General features: G+C 44.9%; 6 protein-coding genes and 1 tRNA gene. All 7 read left to right on the top strand.

The features are described from left to right. The first annotated feature begins 5 nt into the window (after positions 1-5). The 7 genes from SIN01_RS13280 to SIN01_RS13250 all read left to right on the top strand — a co-directional run bounded on the left by SIN01_RS13280 (position 6) and on the right by SIN01_RS13250 (position 7,276). Positions 6-78 (top strand) — tRNA-Phe (locus SIN01_RS13280). Between the two features lie 263 nt (positions 79-341). Next, positions 342-1,061, top strand: a complete 720-nt coding sequence (yycF, locus tag SIN01_RS13275; protein ID WP_010026704.1) for a response regulator YycF — start codon at positions 342-344, stop codon at positions 1,059-1,061. After that, the gene (gene walK / locus SIN01_RS13270; RefSeq protein WP_028978114.1) at positions 1,054-2,868 is read left to right on the top strand and encodes a cell wall metabolism sensor histidine kinase WalK; all 1,815 of its coding nucleotides are present in this window, start codon (positions 1,054-1,056) and stop codon (positions 2,866-2,868) included. The genes yycF and walK overlap by 8 nt, the downstream gene beginning before the upstream one ends. Continuing rightward, positions 2,865-4,181 carry a YycH family regulatory protein gene (locus SIN01_RS13265; RefSeq protein WP_084688937.1) on the top strand — a complete coding sequence of 439 codons (1,317 nt, stop codon included), beginning with the start codon at positions 2,865-2,867 and terminating at the stop codon, positions 4,179-4,181. Before walK ends, SIN01_RS13265 begins: the two co-directional genes overlap by 4 nt. Further along, on the top strand, positions 4,178-4,984 hold the full coding sequence (locus SIN01_RS13260; RefSeq protein WP_010025411.1) for a two-component system regulatory protein YycI: 807 nt from the start codon (positions 4,178-4,180) through the stop codon (positions 4,982-4,984). Before SIN01_RS13265 ends, SIN01_RS13260 begins: the two co-directional genes overlap by 4 nt. Positions 4,985-5,029: 45 nt before the next feature. Further along, positions 5,030-5,824 (top strand): MBL fold metallo-hydrolase, encoded by a 795-nt coding sequence (locus tag SIN01_RS13255; RefSeq protein WP_010025412.1) that lies wholly within the window; start codon positions 5,030-5,032, stop codon positions 5,822-5,824. Positions 5,825-6,040: 216 nt separating this feature from the next. Beyond that, positions 6,041-7,276, top strand: coding sequence for a S1C family serine protease (locus SIN01_RS13250; protein ID WP_010025413.1), 1,236 nt, complete (start codon positions 6,041-6,043; stop codon positions 7,274-7,276). The last annotated feature ends 133 nt before the right edge of the window (positions 7,277-7,409 follow it).

Raw genomic sequence — 7,409 nt, 5'->3', positions numbered from 1 at the left:
ATTATGGCTCGATAGCTCAGTCGGTAGAGCAGAGGACTGAAAATCCTCGTGTCGGTGGTTCGATTCCGCCTCGAGCCATGTTCTCCAAACATAAGCGTTTACCGCACTTTATAAAACGTACTTAAACAGGACAAAATCCTTGAGGTAATCAGGGGTTTTGTCCTGTTTCCTATTTCTGGTTTTATGACATTGTCTCAAGGAGTGTGTTAAAATATAAAAGAATTTATCTAAGAAAAGCGGCAGATGAATGAAGAACATGCCGCCAATAAAACGAACAACGATTGCGAAAGAATAATTGCACGGGAAATAAATCACAAGAACGTACAAGGAGTCTGCTCATAATGGAAAATAAAATTCTTGTTGTTGATGATGAACAGCCAATTGCTGATATATTGCAGTTTAATCTGGAGAAGGAAGGATACGAAGTTGTTTGCGCGTACGATGGAGAAGAAGCGCTGAAAAAGGTTGAAGAAGAAAATCCGGATATGATCTTGCTCGATGTGATGCTGCCGGTCAAAGACGGTATGGAAGTGTGCCGTGAAGTAAGAAAAACACATAATATGCCGATTATCATGCTGACGGCAAAAGATTCGGAGATTGATAAGGTACTCGGGTTGGAAATGGGCGCTGATGATTATGTAACCAAACCGTTCAGTAATCGAGAGTTGATTGCACGCGTCAAGGCGAACTTGAGGCGGCACAAACAAGAGGATACCGAAGAGGAAAAGAAACAAGTCAACAATATTGAGATCGGCGATTTAACCATTCACCTCGATGCCTATGTCGTCACCAAGCGGGGGAAAGTGATTGAATTGACGCACCGGGAATTTGAACTGCTTCATTATTTAGCGGAACACATCGGCCAAGTCATGACCCGTGAAAAGCTGCTGCAAACGGTATGGGGCTATGATTATTTTGGGGATGTACGGACGGTCGACGTCACGGTAAGACGATTGCGTGAAAAAATTGAGGATAATCCGAGCCGACCGATGTGGATCGTTACTCGGCGCGGGGTCGGCTATTATCTAAAGGAACCCAATCAGGAGCTCAGTGATGAATAAGGTTGGCTTTTTTAAATCAATACAGTTCAAGGTGGTCTTGATTTACACGCTGCTTATTTTGCTTGCCATGCAGTTGATCGGTGTCTACTTTGCCGATCGCGTCAAGACAATTACTCTGGATAGTTTTGAAAACTCACTTGAGAGCCAAAGCCAGCTGATTGCATGGAATGTTGGCGAAGCGATTCGTCAAGCGCAAGAGTCAAATGTGGAAGATCCGAATCATGTGGCAGATCAGATTCAGAACCAGCTCTTGGAGATTGATGCCAACATCCGCGAGATTGAAGTGATTGACGATAATATGGTGATTGTTGCAGCCGATGAAAAGCATCGCGATGCCGTTGGCAAACGGACCACAAATCAATTGGTCGTTCAAAACCTTTCATCCACTTCAACGAATAAATTTCGGCGTGCCGACCGGTCGAGCGGTGAACGTATCGACATTGTGACGACACCGATTATGGTCGACAACCATCGATATGGGATGCTTTACGTAGAAAAGAGTTTTGAAAATGTCTATGAGCAGTTGCAGCAAATCAACCAGATCTTAGCCACTGCGACCATTTTTGCACTCTTGGTTACGGCTATCTTAGGCTTTTTCTTGGCGAGGACAATTACACGGCCACTCGTTCAAATGCAGCGGCAGGTCATGGCGGTTTCTCAAGGAAACTTTACCCGAAAAGTACAAATGACCGAACCGGATGAGATTGGGAAACTGGCCACATCGTTTAATAACATGACATTGAAACTGCGTGAAGCCAATGCAACAACCGAATCGGAGCGGCGCAAATTAAAATCCGTCTTGACGTTCATGACCGATGGCGTCATTGCAACGGATCGAAAAGGCAATGTCGTGCTGATGAATAATCGCTCTGAGCAGCTGCTTAATGTGTACCGTCATGATGTGACCGGAAACTCGATTCTGGATTTGTTAAAGATTCGCAAAGACTATAAAATTATGGATCTCTATAATATGGAGAACTCGATCGTGCTCGACTTCAGTACGGATGATGAGACGATCCTGCTGCGCGCCAACTTCTCTGTTGTAAAAAAAGACAGCGGACTGGCTAATGGATTAATTGCCGTCATTCATGACGTTACGGAGCAGGAGCAAGTGGACATGGAACGTCGCGAGTTTGTTGCCAATGTGTCGCATGAATTGCGCACACCGCTGACCACAATGAAAAGCTACCTCGAAGCGCTTCAGGATGGCGCAGTGGAAGATCCCGCCCTGGCAAGTAAGTTTCTCGGTGTGACGCAGCGAGAAACCGAACGGATGATTCGGCTTGTGAATGATTTGCTGCAATTGTCTCGTCTTGATTCTAAAGACTATAAAATTCATTTGGAACGTACGGATTATATCACTTTTTGCCAAAGTATCATGGATCGATTTGAAATGTCGAAAAAACAGAATATTGAATTCGTTCGCCAATTTCCAAAGGGGTCTTTTTATGTTCTTATTGATCGGGACAAACTGACCCAGGTCATCGATAACATTATTTCGAACGCGATTAAATATTCGCCGGAAGGCGGCATCATTACATTTGCAATTCGGCGTAGAGGCAATAAGATCCGCTCAATGATCAGTGACCAAGGTGTCGGCATACCAAAGGAAAATCTGCCAAAGATTTTTAATCGCTTCTACAGAGTTGATCGTGCCCGTTCACGCAAATTAGGTGGGACAGGTCTTGGACTTGCGATTGCCAAAGAAATGGTAGAGGCTCAAGGCGGAGAAATCTGGGCGGAGAGTGATTGGAACCGCGGGACAACCATTCATTTTATACTCCCACTCGATAGAAGGGATTCATGATGCAACGAGAAATCTTTAAATCGATATTGCTTGGTGTACTGGTCTTGGCCAGTGTTGTGATGACATCCAACATACTGTTCTATAAATCGGATTTTGAAAAGTACAAACCGAATTCAACAAGTCAGGTTGCAATTGCCGAGTCCCGTAAATTTCCACAAGTCATTCGCCCCAATTTGATGCTGGAACGAAATCAAAACGGGCGGTTTGGCCAAAACAGCAATACGGACATTCAAAAGGTCTATTCCTTGCTGCGGCAATCTGTATTCAGCGAAATAACCGGCAGCGCGTCGAGTGTTGAGGATGCCGATACGCCGCATTATACACTTGTGTTTCCTGCACCACTGACCTTTGATGCGCTGGGAAGGGTTTTTCAATTTGATTCGAGCAAGTCTGTCAGTGCAAACCATATTCCGGTTGATCGCATTGATATTTTTGGCTCAACAGACAAGCACAATGTGATTGCTGTTTTTTCTTCACCGGATGAAAAAAATAAATTTTATACAACCGTTGATCATTTGAATTTTGAAACGTTGCAAGGTCTGTATGCCAAGGCGGAACTTCGCCCGTATGACCGCTTGTCTTTGAGAGATAAGGTTGCTTATCTGCCCCAGGGGAAAACGACAATGCACGCAGAAGTGACCTACTTTGAGCGGGTTTCTTTAGAGGAATTCATTCCAATACTTTTTCCTGATCCGGACAATGTGTTTGCTGTGCGCGGGAAAACCGAGTACACAGACAGCGGACGGCAGCTGGAGCGGACAAATAATATTGTTCAGTATGTCAATCCAGGGATTGTGAGTTCGACAGAGCAGAATAAGGATCCGATTCTGGTCAGCTTTGATTGGATGAATCAAATCAAATTATGGACGAATGACTTTATCTATCAGGGTGCATCATTGAAGAATTATCGCGGCGACGGAACCGTTTCTTTTCGAATGACGCTAGGCGACTACATGGTTTTTAACACGGATTACCCGAATTGGTATTTGAGCATGATTGAACTCAGCTGGAAAAGCGGGGAGCTCAATAGTTATAAAGGGACGCTCCTTGAATTGAATCCCGTTGATACTCAAGGAACGATTATGCTTAGTTCTGCACGTGATGTACTCGATCAATTAAAGCAGGCTAATGTACCAGTTAACCAGATTGAGGATCTATGCATCGGGTATGAACTGAAGAGCCCGTCCTCAGGCTCAGGGCAATCGATCATGGCTGTGCCAGACTGGTTCTATAAAATTGGGGATCGCTGGAATTCAGTAACGAAAGAACTGATCCCTTCTCAAATGAACAATGGGAAGGAGGACCCATCATGAATTGGAGCCGGACAAAGTCGATTTTCATCATTTGTTTTCTGCTTCTTGACGTTTTTCTTGTTTTTGAGATGTACATGCGACAGCAGGATGAGAATTTTGTCAATTATCATGATGAGTCGCAGCACTTTAATTATAAACTGGAAACGGTTATCCCAACGATGCCCGAGGATATTACTTTTTTGCGCGGTACACGTATGGATTGGAGCCAAGACAAAGACATATTAGCTCAGGTCGTTGATAAAAGAAAGACGCAGGAAAATCAGGAACTTGCGCTTGAGCAAAGTAATTTGCAGCTAGTCAGTACGTTCAAACGGCCGATTTCAATCGGGCATAGTGACAATGAAGAGCTTCAGCAAGATTTATTAAGCAACGTCTATCAGGGTCAGGACTATAAGTATTGGCCGTTTGTATCGAGCAGTACAGGGATTAAATTTTCGCAAACATACCGTGGTCGTCCGGTTTATATCAGTACACGAAATAAATTACAAATGCTTGATTTTACCGTTAAGGATAACAAGGTTACGGGATTCAAACAGAGCTATTTTTCACTCACGGAAAAAAATAAAGTTGACCCGATCAATGCGGAACAGGCAATTAATAGCTTGGCAGAGCGAACCGATCTGGTCGGCTATAACCGGCTGCATATCAAAGCCATTGAACTGTGTTATTTGAATACCGTTGGCGATGAAAGTTCGGAACCGTTGATCTTCGTTCCGGCATGGCATTTCGTGGTTCATACGGTAAATGGAACGAGCGATTACTTTGTTAATGCAGTATCAGGGAATGTACTTACCATTAAATAAGCAATCGATTGTGTGACGGATTAATCACCCTTGGGAGGGGTAACGGTGCCATTTAAATTCAGTGTTTTAGCAAGCGGAAGTACGGGGAATTCTCTTTATATTGAAACGGAGCAGCGGCGTTTGCTTATTGATTGCGGACTAAGCGGCAAGAAAATGATTGAACTGCTTGGACAGATCGACCGTCGCCCGGAAGATATTGACGCGATTTTAGTCACTCATGAACACAGCGATCATATTAAGGGACTGGGTGTGTTTGCGCGCCGTTTTCATACACCGGTCTATGCCAATCAGAAAACGTGGCATGCGATGTCCTCAGGAATTGGAGAGATTCCGACGGAGCAAAAGTTTGATTTCGAAGCCAATACAACGCGGGATTTCAGCGATTTGTCCGTTGAATCATTCTCCGTTTCCCACGATGCGGCTGATCCAATGTTCTTCGTCGTTCATCAGGGTGAGAAACAGCTGACCCTTGCAACCGATCTCGGTTATGTTTCAGCGCACATCAAAGGGTTAATTCATAATTCGGATGCCTATGTTATGGAGGCGAACCATGACACGGAGATGCTGATGATGGGGCGATATCCATGGAGCGTCAAACGACGGATTTTGGGAGATACCGGGCATATTTCAAACGAAGAATCGGGAGTCGCACTGACCGAAGTCTTTGGTGATCACACCAAGCAGATTTATCTTGCACACCTAAGCAAGGATAACAACATGAAAGAGCTGGCGCGTATGAGCGTTGGCCAGCATTTAGAGCGGCTGGGACTAAAATTAGGTCGTGAGATTGGTCTTTATGATACCGACCCTGATCATTCGACGAAACTGACCGCGGTTTAAGGTTTAATTGCAGGTACAGTTGGCTATTCTTTACATAGAACAATGGTATTTTTGCGTTCCTTTTAAAAATAGTCACATAATTTTCAATCGGTTCATGATCAGTGGTAAATTATTGGTAAAAGGAAGTTGCGTGAATCATCAGCACCTTGGCTGCTCTTGGAGCCGGTGTGCTCAAGTTTTGATGCATTTTCTTTATGATACAGAGGAGGAATAGGTATGGGGTATTATGATGAAAACCATGAAAATGACCAAGACTCAAAAGAAAATGGCCATCAATCGAGAGAAACCCATGCACGTGGCGGCTGGTTTCTCTCAGGGTTTATCGGCGCAATCGTCGGTATGGTCTGCCTTTTGATCTTTGCTCCAATCCTATCAGATCTGGGAGTTTTCCCTTATCAAGTCTCAACAGGCGCTCAGAATACCAATAATGTCGGGAATACAACCTTCAATCGACAAATGAATGTCAATGTTACCACGTCGGTCACTGAAGCCGTTGATAAAGTGTCACCTGCCGTGATCGCGGTCATTAATCTGCAAAAGGCTAATTTCTTTGACAACAAGTACACGGAATCGGGAATAGGATCGGGAATCATCTATAAAAAGGATAATCAATATTCCTACATTGTGACGAATAATCATGTCGTTTCCGGCGCGGAAAAAGTTGAAGTGCGGCTAAATGATAATGTCAAAACAAATGCGACCGTGTTGGGAAAGGATTCACTGTACGATTTAGCGGTACTGCGTATCCCGTCAAAAAACGTGAACGCAGTTGCTGAATTTGGCAACTCCTCTAAATTGAAACGCGGCGAACCGGCGATTGCTATTGGCAACCCGCTCGGATTTTCCGGCTCTGTGACACAAGGAATCATCAGCTCAACCAATCGTACCATTCCGGTTGAGAGCAATAATGCGTCGATTGAAACACAGGTACTGCAAACCGATGCGGCCATCAACCCGGGCAACAGCGGCGGTGCGTTAGTCAACATTGCCGGCCAGGTCATCGGGATCAACTCGTCGAAGATCGCATCGACCGGTACCGGAAGCAATGATGACGTTGAGGGCATCGGCTTCGCCATCCCGATCGACTTCGCCAAAACGGTGATCGCGAAACTGGAAACAAGCGGAAAGGTTAAGCGTCCGATGCTTGGCGTCAGCATTGTTGATCTGACGATGGTACCGAATGAGGAAGTCAAGCAACTGCAGCTGCCGTCCAGTGTTAAAACCGGACTTGTGGTGACCGATGTTCAGAGCTCCAGCCCGGCAGCACGAAGCGGTCTTGAGGCCGGTGATGTGATTACGGAAATTAACGGGCATAAAATCAAGAGTTACATTGAATTCTCCACCTACATGTACACCGAGCTGAACGCCGGTCAAAAGGTAACGATCAAGTATTATCGAATGGGAAAAACGCATACAACGCAATTAACGCTCGGCAGCAAAACATTCTCATAATGAGCAAGATGAATAGAGCGGGTCCAAGACGAAATATCTGTCTTTGGACCCGTTTTCTTTTTGCAGGTAAAGAAAGTATGTGCATCTGGGATCAAGAGGCGCCGCACTTATCGGTTGGTGGACCAGGTTAAGC

Source organism: Sporolactobacillus inulinus, from assembly GCF_006539285.1.
In the GTDB taxonomy this organism is placed as follows: domain Bacteria; phylum Bacillota; class Bacilli; order Bacillales; family Sporolactobacillaceae; genus Sporolactobacillus; species Sporolactobacillus inulinus.
Note: the sequence above shows the minus strand (reverse complement) of the source record. Positions and strands in the feature narration are given on the sequence as shown.

What these genes read in the sequence shown, in the direction of transcription:
- yycF (WP_010026704.1), top strand. Translation starts at nt 342, where the DNA reads ATGGAAAATAAAATTCTTGTTGTTGATGATGAACAGCCAATTGCTGAT.
- walK (WP_028978114.1), top strand. Translation starts at nt 1,054, where the DNA reads ATGAATAAGGTTGGCTTTTTTAAATCAATACAGTTCAAGGTGGTCTTG.
- SIN01_RS13265 (WP_084688937.1), top strand. Translation starts at nt 2,865, where the DNA reads ATGATGCAACGAGAAATCTTTAAATCGATATTGCTTGGTGTACTGGTC.
- SIN01_RS13260 (WP_010025411.1), top strand. Translation starts at nt 4,178, where the DNA reads ATGAATTGGAGCCGGACAAAGTCGATTTTCATCATTTGTTTTCTGCTT.
- SIN01_RS13250 (WP_010025413.1), top strand. Translation starts at nt 6,041, where the DNA reads ATGGGGTATTATGATGAAAACCATGAAAATGACCAAGACTCAAAAGAA.